The organism is Paenibacillus sp. LPE1-1-1.1 (genome assembly GCF_040676435.1).
Taxonomy (GTDB): Bacteria; Bacillota; Bacilli; order Paenibacillales; family Paenibacillaceae; genus Pristimantibacillus.
Genome location: NZ_JBEGHY010000001.1, coordinates 1,967,804 through 1,987,930 on the forward strand (window position 1 = coordinate 1,967,804; position 20,127 = coordinate 1,987,930).

Consider the following 20,127-nt stretch of genomic DNA (forward strand, 5'->3'; position numbering starts at 1 on the left):
CAGTGATTCCTCCATTTATCGTAGACGATGCAACGAATAGACTAGTTCTTATTGTGCCCAACAATTTGAGCATTGTAAAGAGGAATGAGCAATCGGTCTAGTTAATGAAAAAAAGCCGCGGCCCGTTACTGGCGGCGCGGCTTTCCTCTTGTTAATGTTCTTGTATGTTCTTACAGCAGAAGCTGGTAAGGGATCGGAGCATTTTCTTGCAGGTCACGCTCGTAAGTTTCAACCAATACTTCATTAAGCTTCTTGCGGGCGGAAATTTCTACGCCGTGGTTATTGTGAAAACGGACACCCGTAAGCGCCATCAGTTCTTTAATCGTTAGTTCGACCGTAACGGTGTCGTCGCCGTGTGGAATTTTGGACATGTTATTCATCTCTAATCACCTCATCGATTTATTGTAAGAGTATTTCCATTTAATCGACGTTTCATGAATACAAGTGCAATTGGGCTATGTCAGGTTTATTTGTTGTTTTGTCGCACTTTTAATATAACACCTCATGTAAGGTTACGCAAGCCCAAAAAGCTCCATTTCAAAAATAATTTCCAATTAAAGCGGTTTCCGAACATTCGATATCCAATCCGAGATCAAACGTGGCTTTTCCACTCGTTTTTCGTTAAAATATAGGATGTACGTCTTGAAAAAAGGGGAAAACGATGATTGAATTAAATGCCTCGCCGCAGCAGCCAGTGCTCTGGGGTGATAAACGCTTTCATACATGGAATTACGAAATGCGGGAGCAGTTTGGCGGCAAAGTATTCAAAGTTATGCTGGATGCCGGCTTCACCTGCCCGAACCGGGACGGTTCTATCGCGAAGGGCGGCTGTACATTTTGCAGCGCGCGCGGATCAGGCGATTTCGCGGGAAGCCGGCGGGATGATTTAGTCACTCAGTTCAATAACATACGCGACCGGCAGCATCAGAAATGGCCGGACGCGCGGTACATCGGTTATTTCCAGGCTTATACGAATACGTATGCGCCCGTTGAAGAGCTGCGCGAGTACTATGAGGTTATTTTACAGCAGCCTGGCGTTGTTGGCCTATCGATTGCGACTCGCCCCGATTGCTTGCCCGATGACGTTGTCGATTATTTGGCTGAGCTGAATGAACGCACCTATCTTTGGGTGGAAATGGGTCTGCAGACCGTGCATGAATCCACTTCGGAGCTTATTAACCGGGCACATGATACGGCGTGCTATTTGGATGCGGTGCAGCGTCTTCGTGCACGCGGGATACGGGTTTGCGCGCATATCATTTACGGCCTTCCGCAGGAAACGCATGAAATGATGCTGGATACCGGCCGCGCCGTCGCGAAGATGGATATCCAAGGCATCAAAATTCACCTGCTTCACCTCATGCGCAAGACGCCGATGGTTCGCCAGTATGAAGCCGGACTTCTGCAATTTCTGGAACAGGATGAGTATGTGAAGCTGATTGTGGATACGCTCGAGTTTCTTCCGCCCGAGATGATCGTCCACCGGCTTACCGGGGACGCGCCGCGTGATCTGCTGATTGGTCCGATGTGGAGTTCTAGGAAGTGGGAAGTGCTTAATGCTTTCGATGATGAGCTGAAACGCCGGAATACGTGGCAAGGCAAGCTCTGGCATCCGGAGGTATAGGTAAGATGGAGCATAGGAACAAGACTATATCGCCAGGACCGTTCAAAGGAGGCAAGGCATGGGCTTTCTATCCGTTTTAAGCATGGCTCATAAATGGATCGCCGAGCGCACCTCGCCAGGCGATATCGTAATCGACGCAACTGCCGGAGGCGGCGTCGATACCTTAATGCTGGCTGGACTAGTCGGGCGCAAAGGCACCGTATACGCCTTCGATATCCAACAGGAAGCGCTCGACCGTACGCATGGGCGCCTCTCTTCTCTCCCGCAAAACGAGCTTCCTGAAATAAAGCTTATGCTTGAGAGCCATGCAAGAATGGCGGAGGCTGTAGACCGTTCAGCCATTGGACAAGTTTCAACGGTAATGTTCAATCTCGGTTATTTGCCCGGAAGCAGCGATCTCACGATCATCACCGAGCCCGCTTCGACACTTGCGGCGCTAGATGCCGCGATCAGTCTGCTGCGACCGGGCGGCATTGTGACTTGCGTCTTGTATCCGGGGCATCCTGGGGGTGCGGAGGAAGCCGCCCGCGTAGAGGAATGGTCGGCTCAGCTGCCCCAAGTCCTAGCGCAAGCTGTTATTTACAGGCAGCTGCAAAGGACCACGGCCCCATATTTAATCGCGATAGAAAAACGGCCGAATCCGGTTAGGTAATTGGTTACTAGTTTCCCGAACGAAAGGACGCTATTATCGAGTGTGATAGGCCGAAATATTAACCATACATATAAAAAACATGGGAGAGATGACAAATGACAGTTAAACCTTATCCATTGCAATTTAAACCGGAGATGAAAGAGCGTATTTGGGGCGGACGGGCGCTGGAGGGCTTCGGCCTTGAACTGCCGGAGGGTTCCATTGGCGAAGGATGGATGATCGGCGACCACCCAAACGGAACGACTAAGGTGATGAATGGCGAACTTACAGGCGTCGGTCTTGATCAAATTCGCGAGTCGTATGGACCGGTGTGGTTCGGCACTCAGGGCTTCTCCGAGAAAAACGGTCGTTTCCCGCTGCTGATCAAGCTTCTGGATTGCAATGATGACTTATCGATTCAAGTCCATCCAACCGATGTTTACGAAGGACTTCCTGCAGGTGAGCTGGGTAAGACAGAGATGTGGTATATTCTCGATGCGAAGCCAGGCGCGAAAATTATCTATGGCCTAAAAGACGGCGTGAACCGTGCAGCCATGGAGACCGCAATCGCCGAGGGCCGCATTATGGACACGCTGCAAGAAGTATCCGTTGAAGCCGGCGATGCGTTTTACATCCCGGCGGGAACCGTTCACGCACTCTGCTCCGGTGTCGTAGTTGCGGAGATTCAGCAAAATTCAGATACGACCTACCGTTTGCATGATTACGATCGCCCCGGACTTGACGGACAATTGCGCGAGCTGCATATTGAGGATTCCCTCAATGTCATCGCCTATGAGGGCGCTGGCGCACAGCGCATGAAGACGGATAATGCCGTGGCTGGAGAGTGGCTGACAATCGCTACCTCTCCTTACTTTATCGTAGAGAAAGGGATTGTATCGGCAGCTTGGTCGCTGTCCACTTCGCTTGAGAGCTTCGTCATCCTCGTGATCGCGGAAGGCGAAGGCCGATTGAAATGGGCAGACGGCGAACAATCCGTCAAAGCAGGCGAATGCTTCCTCCTTCCTGCTAACCTCGGTGACTACGAGCTTTCAGGCAGCATGACGGTTCTCCGCAGCGTTGTGCCTGCTTCCGAATAAATAAATCTTCTCCATCTAAGAAAAAGAACCGCCGACCCTGCGAAACTTGGGGTCGGCGGTTCTTTTATATTTTTCCGATACTAAAAACCAAACTAGCTTTGCAGAGCCTTCTGCTCCGCCTCCACGGTCAACGTGAACGGACGCGGCTTCGGCTTGCTGCTGCCCGCCTCGAGCGCATAAAGCACGACAAGCAGCGTATGCCGCTCCCGAACGACCTCTCCCGAAGATAGGAATTCGGCAAGATCGAATGGCAGCTTCTCGATAACGGCATGCTTATGAAGCTCTTTCTCTCCGAAACCTAAAGCAGCGAACGCAGGAGATACATCCTCGGGACGTTCCGCCAAACGGCGCATCCAGCCGCTCCATACGGACTTGTCCATCGTAAACTCCCACCAGGTTTTACGCGGTTTATAGTTGTGATTAAGGAAATAATCATATTTCATAAGCCCCAGCACCACGTCGGAATCAAGCCGTGACCCGGCGATCGCGAGCACTTCGTCGAAGGTAAAGGAGACTTTTTCCGAATCCTCCTGCGGTGCCGGCAAGGATCCAACAGCCTTCTTGCCGGAAAGCGGAAGCGATTCGAGGAACGCCCAAAGCCGCGAGTACAGATCTTCCAGCTGATGGCCGATCTTTTGCCAGCCGCTCCGCTCCCAGAAATCGCCGAACGCTTGGAAAAAGTCGAAGGGCGAAGGGAACACCCGGTCAACCAAATAAAGAAGCGTGTGGTCCATCCGGTGCGCGTTCCAATATTTCTCGAGCACGTCCTCTACCCGTTTGATCCGGACGATATCGCCGAATGGCATGAGATCATTGCCAAGCATTTCATACGGTGATCTGTCCATATAGATGTAACCCCATTTATCCGCTTCGCGGCGCAATCCGGTACCGCGCAGCATTTTGAGAAAGCCAAGCTGAAGCTCCTCGGGACGAAGCTCGAACACATCATTAAACGTTCCGCGGAACGTATCGTAATTTTCAAGCGGCAGTCCGGCAATCAAATCGAGATGCTGATCGATCTTTTGCGAATTTTTCACCTTCATTACGGTACGTACAAGCTTCATCCAATTTTGCCGGCGCTGAACCGCTTCGTTTGTTGGATCATTGGTCGATTGCACGCCGATTTCAAAGCGGAAGATGCCGGCAGGCGCATTTTCGGCCAAATAGTCAAGCACCTCGGGGCGCATAATGTCAGCCGTAATTTCAAACTGGAAGACGCAGCCTTGATGGTTTTTGATCAAAAACTCAAAAATCTCGAGCGCATAATCCCGTTTGATATTAAAAGTCCGATCGACGAACTTAATGAGCTTCGCGCCTTTTTCGATTAAATACAAAATATCCGCCTTCGTTCGCTCCATATCATAATAACGGACGCCAACCTCGATGCTGGATAAGCAAAATTGGCAGCTGAACGGACAACCGCGGCTTGTCTCAAAATAAACGACGCGGCTTCCCAAATGAGGAATATCCTCCTCAAAGCGATGCGGGGACGGCAGCTCGTTCAAGTTCAATTTCGGACGCGGTGGATTAACAAGAACCTCGACGCGATCCTCGCGCTGCTTCCGGTAGGTGATCCCAAACACCATATGGTATTTGCCGTCGCCTTCGATCTCCGTCAGCAAATGGTGGAAGGTCTCTTCGCCTTCCCCGACCACGATAAAGTCAACCTCCTGCACGCGCTCCATCCAGTAGTCCATATCATAGCTGACCTCGGGACCGCCGAGTATGATCTTGATCTCCGGCATGATCTTCCGCAGCATGTTGATGACCGTGATCGTTTCCTCGATGTTCCAAATATAACAGGAGAATCCGACGACATCTGGCTTCCGGGAAAAAATATCCGAAACGATGTTCATGACCGGATCTTTAATGGTGTACTCCGCAATATCGATATCGAATCTATCGCCGCTGAATGCCTTTAAACAGCGCAGCGCAAGCGATGTGTGTATAAACTTTGCGTTTAAGGTGGACAGTACCACTTTCATAGCATAACCTCTCTAACTTAAGCATTTGCGTATTCTGCGGAACGAGGGCTTCTCATCGCGCATTAGCAAGATGCCTTCTATTGTACCGAAAAAAGATGAAAAAAAGAAGAGGCATCCCTTTCCGCGTATCGCGGCCTGGATGCCTCGCCTCACTTACACTCTTACTTTAATAAAAAGCTCATTTTTCAGCTGCATATCGATGACGGGGAAACGAACCCGCCATTTGTCGCCGCCAAGGGAGGAAACCTCGCCTGCGGCAAAGCCGCGCGGTTCAAATCCGTAATCGCGCTGGTAAGAAATGATGACTTGTATCTTATCGTCAGGCAGCATGGCATGGAACTCGTATCCCAGGTTAATCGCCCAAAGGCGAAGCTCCTGTGCCGATGCTGCTCCATAATACATATAGAACAAAGGATCTATGTCAGCAGTAAGCACCAGCCAGCCGGAGGAGTCACGCTTTGCCTCCCACTTCGTAAATGCCGCCTCGCCTTCCGTCGTTGAAAGCGAACCATATTGATCCTTAAGCAGCTTCTCGATATCTGCCAGAGGCGCGCCCACCAATGTTGTTGGCAGACTGGATGGTAAAAATGCCGCGCTCGCCAACTTTTTGTCCGTCACTTCGCTGTTCAGGCTGGCTGCATGAATAATCGATACGGCGAAGTTTAGGTCGGCGTTCGTGCCGGAGTAGCCAAGCGTCGTAATGCCGATCAGATCACCGAATTCGTTGAATAATGCACCGCCTGAGCTTCCGTGATCGATTGGAGCGCTTGTCTGGATGTATCTTATACCGTCTTGGTAGGTAATATTGCTGATCAAGCCGTCGGAGACCGTGTTCTGCAAGCCTAGCGGGCTGCCGATGGCAACAACCTTGCCGCCCTTGTAAGAATTTAATCCGTAACCCAAAGTAACAGGAGCAATATCCATGGGCTCGGCTGTTTTAATGATAGCGAGATCCGCATTCTCATCGTAATTAACGACGCCGGTTATTTTCAGCTCTTCGCCATTGATCGTCAGCGCAGTGGCCGACGCTGCGTCCGAAATAACATGATAATTTGTAAGGATCAGATTTTCTCCGATGACGACGCCGCTGCCTTGCGCGCGGTTCGTCATGATCAAAACGACGCTCTCGTCGAATTTATCTACGATTTCTTTGCTTGTCAGCGTTGGCAGGTTCTTCTGCTGTTCAAGCCATTCCTCGTAATCCGCATTTTCGGCAGCTTCTTGGGAGGTGATGCGAACAGCCTTTGCAGCTTTATCCCATTTTACCGTTGCGTTAAGAGATTCGGCTATGAATCGAGCAGGAACAAACGTAACGCCCTTGCGAACGATTGCCGGAGCATCGAGTTTAACCGTATTGCCGTTAATGACCGCTGTGTTCTTGCCTACTTGAAGAGAAATCGATAAATAGCCTTTTCGTCCGATAATCGTGCCCGTCTTGCTCTCCCATGTAACCGAAGCGCCAAGCGCCGTAAAAATATCGCGCATAGGCACGAAGGTAACGCCCTTCTCTGTGTACGCTGCAGCCGATAGGCTAAGCTTCTTGCCGTCTACAACAACCTGTAATTGCTGAACCGAGGACACAACCGCTTTGTTCGCAGCGCCGGCCGCCGCTGCGGCACTTCCGCTGAGCCCTGGCAGCGGAGCAAGCAATAAGCCCGCTACGAGCAAGGGACTAAGCAGGGACTGAATAAGTTTTGTTTTCACGCGATTAGTTCCTCCAACCTTTTCCATTTTCACCATATGGTATATCTATCAATAATCCTACCATTCCTGTTTGTGCTTTGTCTATCAATCCGGCTTTGATAGAGTGTGCCTGAATGATAAATAGAAGATTAGAACTGAAGCCTTCACTCATGGTATAGTAGGAGCATTGAATCTAGGAGGTTTTTTAGCATGCACAGAGGAAAAAAGCGGGGAGCTCCTCAAAAACAAGCAGACAAGAGCAAGTCCTATCCGGTTACCGAACCGATAGAGCTGCTTCCTTTTCTAATAAAAAATATATCCGGCGCCGGACGGAACGTCGTCAAATCGATTTTGGCGCATGGGCAGGTATCGGTTGGCGGCAAAGCGACCACGGCATACAACTATCCGCTTCAGCCGGGCCAGACCGTTACGGTAGGCAAAGAGCGGCCCCAAGAAAAGCTGCCGCTGGAAGGGCTCGCTATCCTGTTTGAGGATGAGCATCTCATCGTCATTAAGAAGGAAGCCGGGCTGCTTTCCATTTCGTCTGATAACGCACCGGAAAATGAAATTACCGCCTACCGTCAGCTAACGGCTCATGTCCGGCTTGAAAATCCGAAAAACAGAATCTTCGTTGTGCACCGGTTGGATCGCGATACCTCCGGAGTCATGATGTTTGCTAAGAGCGAGGCCGTACAGCAGCAGTTGCAAAATACTTGGCAGGACACCGTCTTGGAGCGCATCTATGTCGCGCTGGTAGAAGGTTTCGTTAAGAAAGAAAAAGGAACGGTTTCTTCGTGGCTGAAAGAAAGCAAGACGCTCAAAATGTATTCAAGCGCATACCCGAATGACGGCCTGCACGCGGTTACCCACTACAAGGTGCTTAGCGCAAACAAAAGCTTCTCCCTTCTGGAGGTCCAGCTCGAAACGGGCCGAAAAAACCAAATCCGCGTGCATATGGAAGACATTGGACATCCTATCGTCGGCGACAAAAAGTACGGTGCGCGCTCGAGAACAATCGGCCGGCTTGGCTTGCATGCGCGAGTCCTTGCTTTTACGCATCCCGTCACAGGAAAACTGGTCCGATTCGAAACCGAAATCCCGAAGCTGTTCCTAAAACCGTTCCACGTAACCGAATAACAGGAAAAATAATAAGCATCGGACGCTTAGTTAAAGCGGCCGATGCTTATTTTTGTTATACTACTATGGTTATTTATTCAAAAAAACAGGAGGTACCGGATATGCCACATCTATTATTCCGCGGCGTCGCAGCCGAGCAGCTGCAAGCCGTCGCCGCGCCGCTTGCCGAAGAGCTTGCCGCGATTTGCGAGTGCGGCACCGATAATTTCACAATGGCTTGCCTGCATGCGACAAGCGTTTTTGGCAGCCTGCCCGGCGAGCCTGCTTTTGCGTTCATTGAGGTTGGCTGGTTCGAGCGCGGGAAGGATGTCAGAAGCCGCTTCGCGCAAGCCGTCACCCGTTACGTGGGGCAGCTCAGCATTCCCGAAATCGAGATCGTGTTCCACGCCTACCGCGAGGACAGCTATTATATCAACGGCGAACCGGTCGAGGAGTGAAAAAAAATGGCGTTAAGCCATTTTCCTACCTTTTCACCGTAGGCTGAATCGTCCACTCCACCTCGTCGATATTCATCCAGCCGGAGCCTCCTCCGGTAAAATAAACAGAAACCGTATCCTGCTCGGCAACCGACACGGCAGGCAGCCTAATTTCCTCAAATTGTTCATGGGCTTGGACAGGCTGTTGTTGTACGATCACCCCGTTAATGGAAACCCCGATCATCCCGCCCTCCGCGTTTGCGCTCGTTTTGGCTGAGAGGATATACTCACCGGCAACCGGGCTAACAAAGGTTTGGGAAGCGCGATGCTCGTTGCCAGGGTCCACGTACATCAGCTTTGTCCCGCTATAAGGCCGGTTCGTACCAATGCCCGTACCGGATGTAAACGACCAATACTGACGATCCTCCTCAAAGCCGCCATTTCGGAATGATTCATGAACCGGAGCAGGCGCTTGCGTTCCTTTACCGCTTACGACCGTGTAATGCTTGAATTTCTTGATTTTATAGCCCGATTCTTCACTCGGAATCACATCGTTGTTCGAAAAAATATAAACGGCGTCTTCATTCGGCCTAAGCTGTGGCTGCTCAAAATAGTACCTGCCGAAGGATCGGACAAATTGGAAGGCGCCCCCCTGATTTACGTAATCGACCGTCTCGATAAATTGCCGCGGATTGATTCTCTCATAAAATAATACGTAAATATAAGGCATCATGACCTCATCCGTCACGTAAATCCGGCCGGCCGTCTCATCCGAAGCGTATTGCACGGCCTCGCCAAAGGATTCAAAAAAAAGCGGACTGATTTGTTTGGCGTACGAAGTGAAATAATACCCGCTGAAAGAAACAAAAAAGATCGAAAAAGCCGTGACCGCGATGACAAAAGAGTATTTAATCTTCTTATGCAGCCACATTAAACCAGCCACAGCCAAAAATACCGTCGGATAAAAGATAATGTTGATTCGATTGATATTCACGTCCGTAATCAGCGTCATCAGAAGGGCCGTTCCGAACCAAATGGCGATAATCGCCTTTTCCGCTTTAAAATGCTTAATTAATTGATAGCCCCCGCAAAAAATTCCGATCCCGATCAGCGGCAGTGCCAGCGGATACATATAGCCGAACTTAGGAATCGCGTTCCAAAGCAGACCGTCGGTTTGCGTGAGATACATTTTCAAAAACGGTTTGAAATGCTGCGCGAGCATCGATAAAGCATGGCCTTCGAATGCCGTAGATACCTGCTCTACGCGTGGAACGGTAAGCTTCGGAATAGAGAAAAGAAATCGCATGGTTGGCATTGGGTAACGGTTAATTAGAAGAAACAAGCCAATAGGCGCCGCAAGAATGAGGAAGGCAGCGCTATTCCAAAGCAGTACGCGCGGCCTAAACCTCTTAGCTGCTATAAGAAGCGTCACGACGCCCAGCGCAAACACCGGGACAAAAAAATAGGCCGTGCCGTAAGCGTATAACGAAGCGGCCAGCGTAACCGTGAAACCAATCAGCCATTTGGGCTGTTGGAAGGCTTTAAACAAAAAAAAGACGGCAAACAGCACAAGCGAAGGAAAAAGATTCGATTCAAGCGCCCACCTGGACATCATGATGTGCCAAGGGCAAATGACGATCAAGAAAGCCGCCGCAGCTGCAGCAGGCTCTCTCTTAAATATTTGCTTCGCGATGACGTAGAAGATCACCATGCTGATAAGCCCGAACAAAATACTGACCATACGGACGGATAAAGGGGTTAAACCGAATAAGTAAATGAACGGCATGGACAAGTAAGCATAAAGAGCATTTTGTCCGCTCCCCCAAGCGATCAAATGAATCGGAAGCGAAATGCCGTTGCGGTCGATGCCATAATGTAGGATGGAATAGGCTTCATAACCGATCGATGCTTCGTCCTGGTTTAAGCCTCCCGGAATAGAACCCGCATAGAGAACCCTTACTGCCGCGCCTATGAGAAACAGCATAACAATCCGTTTGTTTTGTGTTATCCAGTTATAAAAACGAATCATTGCTTGTGGTCACCGTTTCTTGTTGTAGTGTTAGACTGTCTAATCGGATAAAGAAAAAAGAAAACCAGTGCGATGAGCAAAGCGATAAACGGGATGATGCTCAGCATCGAACGAATGCCCCACACAGCAGCCTCCGCCTGCACGGCATCCTTTACATAACCGGTGCCCTCCAAAATAAAGCCGAGTACGACTGCCTGCAGCGAAACGCCCCATTTGACGATAAAGCCATTCATGCCAAAGTACATGCCTTCCCTGCGCACCCTTGTCCGCTTCTCGTCTTCATCGATAATCTCGGACAAAAGCACATCCAGCAAAACGAGCAGCCCCGCCAGGCCTATGCCGATGGCAGCAGCTGCAGCCGCCGCCGCAGCAACGCTTGATACGAATAGAAAAGGAATCATGGCAAGCGCATATAAGCCGACGGCAGCAATGACCGTTTGGCGCGCGCCCCATTTTTGAACCAATCTCCCCCATACATAGACGCAGGGTATAGCGGCAATAAAAATTGCGCCTAACAATACCGTATTGCTTTCATCTCCGGCACCGAGCACGTATTTGGTAAAGAAAGGTATCGCAGCGGGCAGCATGGCGAACGTAAATTGGACGAAAAAGCTGCCGATTACGTAGAATACGAACGCTTTATTAGAAAACGTAAATTTCAAAGACTGGAGAAATCCGATTTCTTCCCGTTGAACGACGACCTTCTCTTTGCTGGCCGACACCATGATAACCAAGAATAGAAGCGCGATCCCTGCAAAAATAGCCCCCATCGGCCCCCAGCCCAGCTTGCCGTAAACGAGCGGCGGCAGCGCTACGCCTATGATCATTCCCAAGATGCCGAACATCTGCCTCCAAGAAGATACGGATGCCCGTTCCTTCATCGTCGTAAACATCTCCGGAAATAAAGCAGAATAATTCAAAACGACCATAACAAACAAAATATCATAAAGCAGCACGACCGTTAAAAAATACCAAAATAATGTCATGCCTGTGCCGACTGGAAACCATATCGCCGTAAACAACGCCGCCAGCGGCACCATGCCAAACAGCATATAGGGTACGCGTCTGCCAAAACGGCTGCTTGTACGGTCCGAAATATGCCCGAACAACGGATTTAACAAGGCATTAACGATGCCATGAATGACCATTGCCGCACTGATGAGCGCGGGCTTTACGCCCAGCACGTCTACGTAATAAAAAACGATGTACGATGCAAAGGCCTGTGCGATCAGGTTAACCGATAAATTACCTGAGCTGTACGCTAGTTTCGATTTGAAGCTTGGAATGGCCATGGATAACACGCTCCCGGTACGATGAAAGTCTATCAAATAGGGTAGAAATAACTCTCTCATCTTACCGTATAAACCCTTATTATTCCATAATTAACTTTTGGATCAATTTTGCTTCACCATTCGGATATAACGGCTTCCGCTCACTTGAATCGAGCCGTCCTCGATGTAATTCAGTTTTTCGTACAGCGCATAAGCTCTCGCATTATCCGGTTCCACAATGAGCGACAGCCTCTTGTAGCCCTGCTCCAGGCCCTTCCGTTCAAAGGCGCTGATCAGCGCTTTGGCGATGCCTTGCCCTTGGTAACGTTCATCGACCGCGATGGAATCCAGATAATACTCCCCTTCCTTCGCCTCTACGGCAATGGTTTCATCGGCGCGTGCACCCGACTCCCGTCCCTCCCGGTTAACAAAAGGCAGGTCAAGCGCCGCCGCTCCATCCCCGGCATAGCTGAGCAGCATACCGGCTATCCCGTCTTCCCGCCTGTCGACAAGTACATGCTTATAGCTGATCCGATTGTCCTCGCGCGCATAAAAATCAGAAAGAATTCGCACTGCTTCCTTTGAATCATCCGTTCCCGCTAACGTGTACGCGATGTGGCCGATCGCTGCAAGGAGCAACGGCATAACTTCCTGCACATCTTCTTTTCCAGCTGGTTCTATCATGATGGCATCCCTCATTCTTTTTATGTTCTGTTATAATAAATGAATATTATTTCTAAAGGTGATGAAGCAGTGAGCAATAACTATTATACATTTCCCATTGGCGTTAGAAACAGCGAGGTACCCTATGCGACCAAAGCGGAGGCCGAGACGAGCCGCCAGCTTGTCGGCTCCGATGAACGGGATTCCGGTTTTTTTCGCGCGCTGGAGCAATACGGCATTTCCCTTAACCGGCCGCAAATTGCTGCCGTACGACATCATCAAGGGCCCGCTCTAACGCTAGCGGGAGCCGGCTCAGGCAAGACTTCCGTACTCGTATGCCGGACCGCTTATTTGCTTTCTGTACAGAATTTGCGGCCGCAGCATATTTTACTAATGACCTTCTCCAAAAAAGCGGCGGATGAAATGCGAAGCCGCATCCATTCGCTGCCCGTCGTTAATCCGCAGGCTGCACGCGGCGTCGAGGCGCGCACTTTCCACTCATTTTGCCTCCAGCTTCTGAGGGGACGCGGTTACCGCCAGGGTATTCTGGGTGAAACCGGCCAGAAGCATATCTTTTTCAAAAGGCTTATGCGGGAGCTCCTCCTGCAAAACGAATACGAGCCCGAAACGCTGCTCGCCCAGCTTTCGGCTATTAAGCTGCAAATGATCAATGTGAGCGACCTTCCTTCTTCGACGACGGAGGAGCGTGAGCTTAAGCTGCTGTTCACGCGATACGAGCAGTGGAAGAAAGACATGGATAAGCTCGATTACGATGATCTTCTTTTGGAGGCTTATAAGCTTCTTCGGGAGGACGAGTCCCTGTTAGCAACGCTTCAAACGCGATTCCAATATGTTATGATCGATGAATTTCAAGATACCAATCAGGTGCAGTACGTTCTCGTGCAAATGCTGGCCGACAAGCATCGCAACCTGATGGTCGTCGGCGATGACGATCAGACGATTTACTCGTTTAACGGCGCAAAAAACGATTATATCTTGAATTTCGAGCATCAATATCCAGGCGCGGCCACCTATATTCTCGATATTAACTACCGCTCGACAAGCACAATCGTCGGTCTTGGCAATGCCATCATTCAATACAATAAGCTTCGCAAGGAGAAAACCCTGCTGGCCGTGAAGCCCAAAGGCGCAAACCCATCTTACGCCCGCCTCAAAACCACGCAGGACGAGGCCAAGCTCATCGCGGATACGATCACAGAGCAGATCAACCAAGGCAAGCGCACCTATGGCGATTTTGCCGTCTTGTTCCGTACGGCGAGCAGCAGCAGAGCGCTTATCGAGCTGCTGCTGACCAAAGAGCTTCCGTTCATCGATTTCGGCGATGGACAGCTTTTTTACGAGCAATGGGCGATCAAGCCGCTGCTTGCCCATTTGCGGCTGGTGCAGGATCGACGCAATTTCGATGCCATGGAAACGCTGCTGCCCTCCCTTTATGTCAATCGGGAGCAGGCAATGGCCTTCATTTGGAACCAAGATAAGCAGCGGGCAAAAAAATGGCCGCTTATCCATTTGCTAGAGTTCCCGCAGCTGAAAGAGTTTCAAAAGGACAAAATCAAAGAACGCATCAAGCTGATCAAATCATTGACGGATTTAAAGCCTGCTGCCGCTATTATGCAGCTTCGCCAAGCCTTTTATGACCAATTTCTCGAAACCAGCAAGCGTCATGAAATGACGGAGCACAAAGAAGGGCTTAAGGAAGTGCTCGACGAGTTCGAAGCTGCCGCGGGCACTTACGACACCATTGAAGCTTTTTTAGCCTATATCGACGATATTACGGACAAGCATGCTGCCGTGCAGCAGCTCCAGAAGCATGAGCATAACCGCAGCGCGATATCGCTGATGTCGATTCACAAATCCAAGGGACTCGAGTTTCCCGTCGTATTCGTAATCGGCGTCTCGGAAGGAATTCTCCCGCATAGCTCCGCGCTTGCAGCCGATAAGCACAGTGACCGCAGCTCCATCCAGACCGGCGATGACGCGCTTACCGAAGCACTAGAGGAAGAAAGGCGCCTCGCGTATGTTGCGGTAACAAGGGCCGAAGAGGAGCTCTATATTAGCTCCCCCGCGCTTTACCGAGGCAAACCGGCAGAATTATCACGATTTATCCGGTCTGCCTTTAGGAACGGGGAAGAGGAGGACGGCGATTCCGAATCGGTGCTGTCCTGGCTGTGTACCAGCCCTTCCTGCCAGGTATGGCAGCGAATCATTACGTATGAAGATTCACAAACCGAAGCACGGGCATGTCCTTTATGTCAATCGCCCATGGAGCAAGGAACCAAGGCCTTGCCCAAGAAAAAGAAGTAAGGAGAAACGATTCGCGGCATGAGCAGCTTAAATGATCAACTAGTTCCTTATCTCAAGCTCGCAGATGCCGTCATCATAACGGATAAAGAGCATCTTATCTTGGCCGTCAATCCGGCCTACGAGAAAATTACGGGTTACTCTTCAACAGAAATCATCGGTAAAAAAGCAGGCATCTTGCGAACGCACACGCAAATCGGCGTCGATATCATTGACAAAATATATGCGGAGCTGAATGATGATTTATTCAACCAGGAGCTCGCCATGGGAAAAAATATTATTTTATACCATCATGAAAAATGGGACGGCACCGGCTATCCGCAAAAGCTTTCCGGCGAAAGCATTCCGATTGAAGCCCGTATCGTAAGTGTAGTTGATGTATTTGACGCTTTAACCAGCATCCGTCCTTACAAAGAAAAGTGGTCCGAGCAGCGTGCGGTTGCCTATATCAGAGAACAGCGCGGCCGCCATTTTGATCCTGATTTGGTCGACTCGTTCCTGGCTCTTATTCATAATGAATCCGTATAGCCAAAAAATTAGCGGCAGCCATCACAGGAAAGCTTGTGATGTTTGCCGCTTGCCTAGTTTCTAGAAACTGATATGATGAACCCCTATTACTAGTTAGCTTAGCTAAGGGCTGCTTCTTCAGGTCTTAAAACGACCTAATGAGGCAGCCCTAACTTTTTCTCCAACAAATAAATCAGTCCTGAGATTGCCTATTGCAATTCCAGTATGCATACGGGGACCTTCAGCAGCGCTTTTCTGACTTTATGCATACCGTCTGCCCTGCACCATGGCCGATGAATGTCAGAAGGCAATAATACGATATATTGCCCCGGAAATAGAACAAGCTCCGTTTCTGCCTCCACAGCCTCAAAAAACGTATGATCCTCCACCTTCGACATAACTGTAGCAGCCTTATTTCTGCCGCAGTCTCTTGCAAACCCCATTTTCTCCATGCCCGATATCATAAAGTGAATATCTACATAGCTCCGATGCTGCTCTGGCATCACCTCATGGTAGGGTTGCAGTTCCTTATGTTGAATAATTAAATAGGTTCCATCGTCTAGGGCAGGATATACACCATCCTCCATTTGTTCAAATGGAGTTAATCGAAGATACTCTAATTTTTCCGCAAGAGCTGACGAAATTACCCTTTTTTCTGTCTGCCAGTTGCTGAAATCTCCAATCATCATCGTATAACCTCCCCTCCGTTAACACTACAGTTTGACAAGCAGAAGAAGAGCCCCGGCAATTGGTGTCATAATCATAGCTGAGCGCAAAAGCAGTCTTGGCGCCCTTCTCGTAAATTTCGCCCCGATATAAGAGCCTATCATCGTGCCTGCAACCACTTGGATAAGCAAGGTAAAGTCCAAATAGCCCGCTTGAAAAAAACCTATGGATCCAAAAACCGCGATAGGCAAAATAACGACCATCGTTGTTCCAACTGCCTGACGAAGCGGAAAACCGAACAAAACAAGTAAAGCCAACTGAATAAAAGGGGTTGACCCAATTCCAAAAATACCCGAAAGCGAACCAGTAACAAGGCCCGTCACGATGGCTAAACACCAAAATCTTAGCTTAGCCAGCGTTACCGTTTCTTCTTCGAGAGGAAATTCCTTTTTTGGAAATACGCTGCTAGTACGCAGCCAAATAAGCAATCCCGACAACAAGAGCATACCGCTTGTCAGCCATAAGAGCTGCTCTTCTGCAACCAAACGGGCTAAGAACGTCCCCGCATACGCCCCACCTGCGCCAAAGGCTCCGATAATCAAACCGGAGCGCAGCCTCGCGTTCCCCTCCTTAATATGACTGATTGATCCGGATAACGTCGTGAAAGCCATAGCGGCTATCGAAGTGCCAAGCGCCGTATGAACCGGAATTGCAAAGCCAGCAACCAATATTCCAATAATAAACCCAGAACCTCCAGTACCGGCAAAACCAAGTACTAAACCCATTAGAAGCATAACTGCAAAGATATCCAAAACGACCATCTACTTTCCGAGCCCGTTTGTTTGAAAAGCATATTGCTGGTAGAAAGACGTTCTCATATCTGTTCGGTTGCGATTATGCCCATTTTCTCGAATGAACCTCAGATAGTCCAAATCAATATCGCCCACCACGACCATTTCCACATTTGCATCGCCCTGACTAACAATAGCATTAGGCCTGTTGATCATCGGCTGAATGGGTGAATAAATGCCGCTCTTCCCTGTAAAGGTAAAGCCATAGGGAATGTGATCAGGAAACGGAATGGAACCTATAAGTTGGCTGTTAATGACGTAGACCTGATTCTCCGATGCCCGCGCCTTTGCAAACAATATGTTGCGGCTCTGACCCCATTCATCCAGGCAGCAGGTTGGGGCCAATATGATATCTGCACCCATTTGACTTAATATGCGCGCTACTTCGGGAAACGAGTTATCATAGCAAATGGCAATACCGTATTTCACTCCGTTTATTTCGAATATATCGAGTTTGTTTCCTGGCGTAGTCAGCTCTTTATTGTATACCATCTCATAGGAGGGATGAATTTTATCCTGTTTATGCACGGAACCGTCGGCCCCGAATACAAACGCAGTATTATAGTAGCAGCCATCTGCAGGCCGATAGGCAAAATGCGAACCGGCTGCAATCGTCATTCCGTACTCCCTTGCCAATGACCCGCATAATGGATTAAGGACGTTTGCATACTCCTTGCCGAACCATTCAAAAATCCGTGTGACGTCTTCCTTGCTTTTACTATCAAATTGGTGCAGGGTTAGAAGCTCTATGGTAAAAAACTCAGGTAATAATAATAGTTCCGCACCTTGGTCAGCTGCTGACTTAACATGCCAACGCACATGGTTCTCAAAATCCTCTATCGATTTTAGCTTCCTAGCTCGGTACTGACTGCTTGCGACTTTCATCTCAGTTGACTCCCTTCAGCTCTGCAGTGTGACTAAAGTTACGTAAAAATTGATTCATTCTTGCATTCGTTGTGCTAAATACGTCTTCAGGCTTACCGCTCTTCGTAATCTGGCCATCTTCCATAAACAACACGCGATCCGAAACATTGCGGGCAAAATTCATCTCATGTGTAACAACAACCATGGTCATCCCTTCTCGGGCAAGCTTAACCATAATATCCAGCACCTCTTGTACAAGCTCTGGATCAAGAGCCGATGTAGGCTCATCGAACAAAATGATCTTAGGCTCCATTGCCAAAGCACGCGCTATGGCAACCCGTTGCTGCTGGCCGCCTGACAAGTTTGCGGGATATGCATTGATTTTATCCAATAGCCCTACTTTCTCCAGAAGCAGCCTGGCTTTCGCCTCCGCCTGTGAACGCGGCACCTTCTTCACGATCCGAGGCCCTTCTGTAATATTGTCCAGAACCGTTTTGTTCGGCCATAGGTTAAATTGCTGAAAAACCATGCTTACCTCCGAACGAAGCCACGTGAGTTTCATTTGAGAAATGAATGTGAGTCGGCCGCTAGAATTCGTCTTATATTCAGCCTTTCTCGTATTCACATAAATCTCTCCGGAAGTAGGAACCTCCAGCAGGTTTAGACAGCGAAGCAAGGTGCTCTTCCCTGCTCCGCTCGGTCCTATAATCGATACGACTTCGCCTTCTTTAATATCGAGGTCTATTTGATCCAGTACTTTTTTCTGATGAAACGATTTGCTTAATTTCCGGATATTTATCATCGCCTGACCTCCTATTTCCTCACGATCCGCATTTTCTTTTCAATTAAGTACTGAAACAGCATTAGAACGCTTGTCATTGATAAATAAACGGCACCGGCAACGCCGAGCGTCTCAGCAACGCTGTACGAGCTGTTGTACGCTCTTTGTGCCGCCAGCATAAGATCAGGTACTGTAATGATGGATACTATCGCTGACTCCTTCAGCATGATGACACAATTGTTAATATAAGGCGGTGTCACAAGCCTTATTGCCTGCGGAATCGTTATTCGCATCATCTTTTGTATTGGATTCATACCTACAGAATCAGCAGCCTCCTGTTGCCCTTTATCGACAGACATTAATCCCGCTCGAATGATTTCAGATTTAAAAGAGGCTGAATTGATAGACATTGCGGCAAGCCCTGCAACAAACGCCGTTAGCGTGAGCCCAAAGGGCGTAGCGTAATAAAGCCAGAATAGGGTTAGCATCAAGGGAGTGCCTCGAAATACCCATACATACATGAAGGCCATTCCTCGAAACACGCCGATGCTGGAAAGTCTCAACAAGGCGATTACGTACCCAATTGCAGTTGCGCATAATATCGCTAGTATCGAGATTTTAAAGGTCGTTAGCGCTCCCTCTAAATAGAGGGGCAAATAGTTGGATATTGTCTCCAAGTCCATGCCCATCACTCATTTTCTGCATTTTTTTGTTATTTCGGAAGCACATTGCCAATCCATTTCATGGCTAACTGGTCAATCGTGCCGTCTTTCAGCTTTTCTTCAATTAGAGCATCGATAACAGCTTTCAGTTCAGGCTCGTTTTTACGCATGCCGACGCCCATGTTTTTAATCGCTGCCACTTCACCGACGAGCTTTAAAGGTTTGTTGCTATTATCATTTTTGACATAGTCATTAGCAGCTATATTGCCTACGGCATAGACGTCAATTCTGCCTGCCTTTAAATCTGTAAAGGCTTCGGCATTGCCCGGATATTCTTTCAATTCCTTGTATCCGCCGATTTCTTTAATCGCGGTGTGCGTCCCTGACCCGCCAATTACTCCCGTTACTAGACCTTCTAGCTTACTTACGTCTGTAACCGTAGCGTTGTCCTTCAAAACAGCTGCAATCGTGCCATCTTTTCCGTATGGAATTGAGAAATCGATGCTTTTCTTTCTTTCTTCCGTTTCGGATAACGCGGACATGACCAGATCAAACTTCCCTGCAACCAGACCAGGAATCAATCCTCCGATATTCCCCGGAACAAACTCAACCTCCACGCCGAGCTTCTCCGCAATCATCGTGCCGATTTCAATATCAAAGCCTGCAATTTCGCTTTTTTCATTCATAAAAGTCATGGGACGGAAATTACCGCTTGTTCCAATGATCAGCTTGCCTCTTTCTTTAATTTCATCCACTGTCGTCGAATTGGCAGTCTCGGTTGGCTCAGCTTCGGCAGCATTGGCAGGCTTCTCCCCTGATGGTTTGGCAGTCGTAGCATTTGATCCGCAAGCCGTAACCACTAGTAAGGACGCAATAACCAAAAGAACACTAAGTACTGTAAGCTTCTTCATTTTCCCCAACTCCCATTTTGTTAATGT

General features: G+C 49.1%; 19 protein-coding genes. 7 read left to right on the forward strand and 12 right to left on the reverse strand.

Features of this window, described 5'->3' with window-relative positions; translation table 11 throughout:
• Nucleotides 1-170: 170 nt before the first annotated feature.
• Complete coding sequence (locus MRBLPE1_RS08610) at nt 171-380, reverse strand: hypothetical protein (RefSeq protein WP_364144045.1); 210 nt, start codon at nt 378-380, stop codon at nt 171-173.
• Between the two features lie 281 nt (nt 381-661).
• Here MRBLPE1_RS08610 and MRBLPE1_RS08615 point away from each other — a divergent pair, with 281 nt between their 5' ends.
• The 3 genes from MRBLPE1_RS08615 to MRBLPE1_RS08625 all read left to right on the forward strand — a co-directional run bounded on the left by MRBLPE1_RS08615 (nt 662) and on the right by MRBLPE1_RS08625 (nt 3,352).
• Nucleotides 662-1,624 (forward strand): TIGR01212 family radical SAM protein, encoded by a 963-nt coding sequence (locus MRBLPE1_RS08615; protein ID WP_364144047.1) that lies wholly within the window; start codon nt 662-664, stop codon nt 1,622-1,624.
• Between the two features lie 58 nt (nt 1,625-1,682).
• On the forward strand, nt 1,683-2,276 hold the full coding sequence (locus MRBLPE1_RS08620; protein ID WP_364144050.1) for a tRNA (mnm(5)s(2)U34)-methyltransferase: 594 nt from the start codon (nt 1,683-1,685) through the stop codon (nt 2,274-2,276).
• 95 nt (nt 2,277-2,371) lie between these two features.
• Entirely contained in the window at nt 2,372-3,352 is a 981-nt protein-coding gene (locus MRBLPE1_RS08625; RefSeq protein WP_364144053.1) for a type I phosphomannose isomerase catalytic subunit, read from the forward strand.
• Nucleotides 3,353-3,444: 92 nt separating this feature from the next.
• Here MRBLPE1_RS08625 and MRBLPE1_RS08630 read toward each other — a convergent pair whose 3' ends face one another.
• Both MRBLPE1_RS08630 and MRBLPE1_RS08635 read right to left on the reverse strand, forming a co-directional pair.
• Nucleotides 3,445-5,337, reverse strand: coding sequence for a B12-binding domain-containing radical SAM protein (locus tag MRBLPE1_RS08630; protein WP_364144056.1), 1,893 nt, complete (start codon nt 5,335-5,337; stop codon nt 3,445-3,447).
• A gap of 153 nt (nt 5,338-5,490) precedes the next feature.
• On the reverse strand, nt 5,491-7,041 hold the full coding sequence (locus MRBLPE1_RS08635; RefSeq protein ID WP_364144059.1) for a stalk domain-containing protein: 1,551 nt from the start codon (nt 7,039-7,041) through the stop codon (nt 5,491-5,493).
• A gap of 189 nt (nt 7,042-7,230) precedes the next feature.
• Here MRBLPE1_RS08635 and MRBLPE1_RS08640 point away from each other — a divergent pair, with 189 nt between their 5' ends.
• Both MRBLPE1_RS08640 and MRBLPE1_RS08645 read left to right on the forward strand, forming a co-directional pair.
• Nucleotides 7,231-8,157, forward strand: a complete 927-nt coding sequence (locus MRBLPE1_RS08640) for an RluA family pseudouridine synthase (protein ID WP_364144062.1) — start codon at nt 7,231-7,233, stop codon at nt 8,155-8,157.
• Between the two features lie 101 nt (nt 8,158-8,258).
• Entirely contained in the window at nt 8,259-8,594 is a 336-nt protein-coding gene (locus tag MRBLPE1_RS08645) for a DUF1904 family protein (RefSeq protein ID WP_364144065.1), read from the forward strand.
• Between the two features lie 25 nt (nt 8,595-8,619).
• Here the strand turns inward: MRBLPE1_RS08645 and MRBLPE1_RS08650 are convergent, their stop codons facing one another.
• The 3 genes from MRBLPE1_RS08650 to MRBLPE1_RS08660 all read right to left on the reverse strand — a co-directional run bounded on the left by MRBLPE1_RS08650 (nt 8,620) and on the right by MRBLPE1_RS08660 (nt 12,557).
• Nucleotides 8,620-10,602: a glycosyltransferase family 39 protein gene (locus MRBLPE1_RS08650; RefSeq protein WP_364144069.1), complete on the reverse strand. Its 1,983-nt coding sequence runs from the start codon at nt 10,600-10,602 to the stop codon at nt 8,620-8,622.
• On the reverse strand, nt 10,599-11,894 hold the full coding sequence (locus MRBLPE1_RS08655) for an MFS transporter (protein ID WP_364144070.1): 1,296 nt from the start codon (nt 11,892-11,894) through the stop codon (nt 10,599-10,601). Before MRBLPE1_RS08655 ends, MRBLPE1_RS08650 begins: the two co-directional genes overlap by 4 nt.
• 102 nt (nt 11,895-11,996) lie before the next feature.
• Nucleotides 11,997-12,557, reverse strand: coding sequence for a GNAT family N-acetyltransferase (locus MRBLPE1_RS08660; protein ID WP_364144073.1), 561 nt, complete (start codon nt 12,555-12,557; stop codon nt 11,997-11,999).
• Nucleotides 12,558-12,626: 69 nt separating this feature from the next.
• Here MRBLPE1_RS08660 and MRBLPE1_RS08665 point away from each other — a divergent pair, with 69 nt between their 5' ends.
• On the forward strand, nt 12,627-14,861 hold the full coding sequence (locus MRBLPE1_RS08665) for a UvrD-helicase domain-containing protein (protein WP_364144075.1): 2,235 nt from the start codon (nt 12,627-12,629) through the stop codon (nt 14,859-14,861).
• Between the two features lie 18 nt (nt 14,862-14,879).
• The gene (locus MRBLPE1_RS08670) at nt 14,880-15,386 is read left to right on the forward strand and encodes an HD domain-containing phosphohydrolase (protein ID WP_364144077.1); all 507 of its coding nucleotides are present in this window, start codon (nt 14,880-14,882) and stop codon (nt 15,384-15,386) included.
• A gap of 188 nt (nt 15,387-15,574) precedes the next feature.
• On the opposite strand, the gene MRBLPE1_RS08675 is transcribed toward MRBLPE1_RS08670, so the two are convergent.
• From MRBLPE1_RS08675 to MRBLPE1_RS08700, 6 genes are read right to left on the reverse strand one after another with little or no spacing between them, the layout of a single operon-like run.
• Entirely contained in the window at nt 15,575-16,054 is a 480-nt protein-coding gene (locus MRBLPE1_RS08675; protein ID WP_364144078.1) for a YhcH/YjgK/YiaL family protein, read from the reverse strand.
• Nucleotides 16,055-16,078: 24 nt separating this feature from the next.
• Nucleotides 16,079-16,852 carry a sulfite exporter TauE/SafE family protein gene (locus MRBLPE1_RS08680; protein ID WP_364144080.1) on the reverse strand — a complete coding sequence of 258 codons (774 nt, stop codon included), beginning with the start codon at nt 16,850-16,852 and terminating at the stop codon, nt 16,079-16,081.
• A complete protein-coding gene (locus MRBLPE1_RS08685; protein ID WP_364144082.1) occupies nt 16,853-17,767 on the reverse strand; it encodes a nitrilase-related carbon-nitrogen hydrolase in 915 nt (304 codons plus the stop codon).
• Nucleotide 17,768: 1 nt separating this feature from the next.
• A complete protein-coding gene (locus MRBLPE1_RS08690; protein ID WP_364144085.1) occupies nt 17,769-18,548 on the reverse strand; it encodes an amino acid ABC transporter ATP-binding protein in 780 nt (259 codons plus the stop codon).
• An 11-nt stretch (nt 18,549-18,559) separates the two neighbouring features.
• Nucleotides 18,560-19,210 carry an amino acid ABC transporter permease gene (locus MRBLPE1_RS08695; RefSeq protein WP_364144087.1) on the reverse strand — a complete coding sequence of 217 codons (651 nt, stop codon included), beginning with the start codon at nt 19,208-19,210 and terminating at the stop codon, nt 18,560-18,562.
• A gap of 29 nt (nt 19,211-19,239) precedes the next feature.
• Nucleotides 19,240-20,100: a substrate-binding periplasmic protein gene (locus tag MRBLPE1_RS08700; protein WP_364144089.1), complete on the reverse strand. Its 861-nt coding sequence runs from the start codon at nt 20,098-20,100 to the stop codon at nt 19,240-19,242.
• Between the last annotated feature and the right edge of the window lie 27 nt (nt 20,101-20,127).

Excerpts from the sequence above, each read along its gene's own strand:
- MRBLPE1_RS08610 (WP_364144045.1), bottom strand. The coding sequence starts at position 380 with ATGAATAACATGTCCAAAATTCCACACGGCGACGACACCGTTACGGTC.
- MRBLPE1_RS08615 (WP_364144047.1), top strand. The coding sequence starts at position 662 with ATGATTGAATTAAATGCCTCGCCGCAGCAGCCAGTGCTCTGGGGTGAT.
- MRBLPE1_RS08620 (WP_364144050.1), top strand. The coding sequence starts at position 1,683 with ATGGGCTTTCTATCCGTTTTAAGCATGGCTCATAAATGGATCGCCGAG.
- MRBLPE1_RS08625 (WP_364144053.1), top strand. The coding sequence starts at position 2,372 with ATGACAGTTAAACCTTATCCATTGCAATTTAAACCGGAGATGAAAGAG.
- MRBLPE1_RS08630 (WP_364144056.1), bottom strand. The coding sequence starts at position 5,337 with ATGAAAGTGGTACTGTCCACCTTAAACGCAAAGTTTATACACACATCG.
- MRBLPE1_RS08640 (WP_364144062.1), top strand. The coding sequence starts at position 7,231 with ATGCACAGAGGAAAAAAGCGGGGAGCTCCTCAAAAACAAGCAGACAAG.
- MRBLPE1_RS08645 (WP_364144065.1), top strand. The coding sequence starts at position 8,259 with ATGCCACATCTATTATTCCGCGGCGTCGCAGCCGAGCAGCTGCAAGCC.
- MRBLPE1_RS08650 (WP_364144069.1), bottom strand. The coding sequence starts at position 10,602 with ATGATTCGTTTTTATAACTGGATAACACAAAACAAACGGATTGTTATG.
- MRBLPE1_RS08655 (WP_364144070.1), bottom strand. The coding sequence starts at position 11,894 with ATGGCCATTCCAAGCTTCAAATCGAAACTAGCGTACAGCTCAGGTAAT.
- MRBLPE1_RS08660 (WP_364144073.1), bottom strand. The coding sequence starts at position 12,557 with ATGATAGAACCAGCTGGAAAAGAAGATGTGCAGGAAGTTATGCCGTTG.
- MRBLPE1_RS08670 (WP_364144077.1), top strand. The coding sequence starts at position 14,880 with ATGAGCAGCTTAAATGATCAACTAGTTCCTTATCTCAAGCTCGCAGAT.
- MRBLPE1_RS08675 (WP_364144078.1), bottom strand. The coding sequence starts at position 16,054 with ATGATGATTGGAGATTTCAGCAACTGGCAGACAGAAAAAAGGGTAATT.
- MRBLPE1_RS08680 (WP_364144080.1), bottom strand. The coding sequence starts at position 16,852 with ATGGTCGTTTTGGATATCTTTGCAGTTATGCTTCTAATGGGTTTAGTA.
- MRBLPE1_RS08685 (WP_364144082.1), bottom strand. The coding sequence starts at position 17,767 with ATGAAAGTCGCAAGCAGTCAGTACCGAGCTAGGAAGCTAAAATCGATA.
- MRBLPE1_RS08690 (WP_364144085.1), bottom strand. The coding sequence starts at position 18,548 with ATGATAAATATCCGGAAATTAAGCAAATCGTTTCATCAGAAAAAAGTA.
- MRBLPE1_RS08695 (WP_364144087.1), bottom strand. The coding sequence starts at position 19,210 with ATGGACTTGGAGACAATATCCAACTATTTGCCCCTCTATTTAGAGGGA.
- MRBLPE1_RS08700 (WP_364144089.1), bottom strand. The coding sequence starts at position 20,100 with ATGAAGAAGCTTACAGTACTTAGTGTTCTTTTGGTTATTGCGTCCTTA.